General features: G+C 37.4%; 1 protein-coding gene. It reads right to left on the reverse strand.

Features of this window, described 5'->3' with window-relative positions; genetic code table 11:
- A partial coding sequence (locus LQZ76_RS09995) for a transposase (protein WP_230099545.1) occupies window positions 1-548 on the reverse strand: 548 nt, incomplete at its 3' end.
- Between the last annotated feature and the right edge of the window lie 62 nt (window positions 549-610).

The raw sequence follows: 610 nt of genomic DNA on the forward strand, positions 1-610 counted from the left end.
ATAATTACGGCGTTAGGAAACAGTTCATGGATTGCCTTACGATATGGTGTAAATAAATCAACAGTGACTGTCTTAACGGCCCGACGGGCTTCGATATTATATTGGCTAAAATAACCAACAATATTAGTTCGGTCTTTAATGACATCTAACAGCCGATGCCTTAAGATATCGACAACAATAACACTCATGCCCGCTTTAGCGAATGAACCAGATTTAAAGTCATCGAATGCGATATGTTGAGGAAGCCAACTAAATCGTGGTTGATTCGTTTGAAACCAGAGTTTGCTTGCCCGTTGAATGCTGTTGAAAGAAACGTTATAAGTCTTGGCAATATATTTAGCAGTGAGTGTTTCAGTCAATTCAACAGCCACGGCACGCTTTACAGCTAATGAGATATGATCGTTGGGACGAACGTCTTCAACTGCAGCTAAAGAGGTCTTTTTACATTTTGGACAAATGTATTTTTGCTTTCTAATGTTTAATACATTAACGTGTTCAGAAGTATGATTATGGAGAATACTAACAGCTTTAAATCCATTCTTATTCATAACGCAATGACATGTTGGACACTTCATAATTGGTGAAGTTATGAAGTGCCATATAAATGTTC

It is taken from the genome of Periweissella ghanensis, from assembly GCF_918814755.1.
Classification (GTDB): domain Bacteria; phylum Bacillota; class Bacilli; order Lactobacillales; family Lactobacillaceae; genus Periweissella; species Periweissella ghanensis.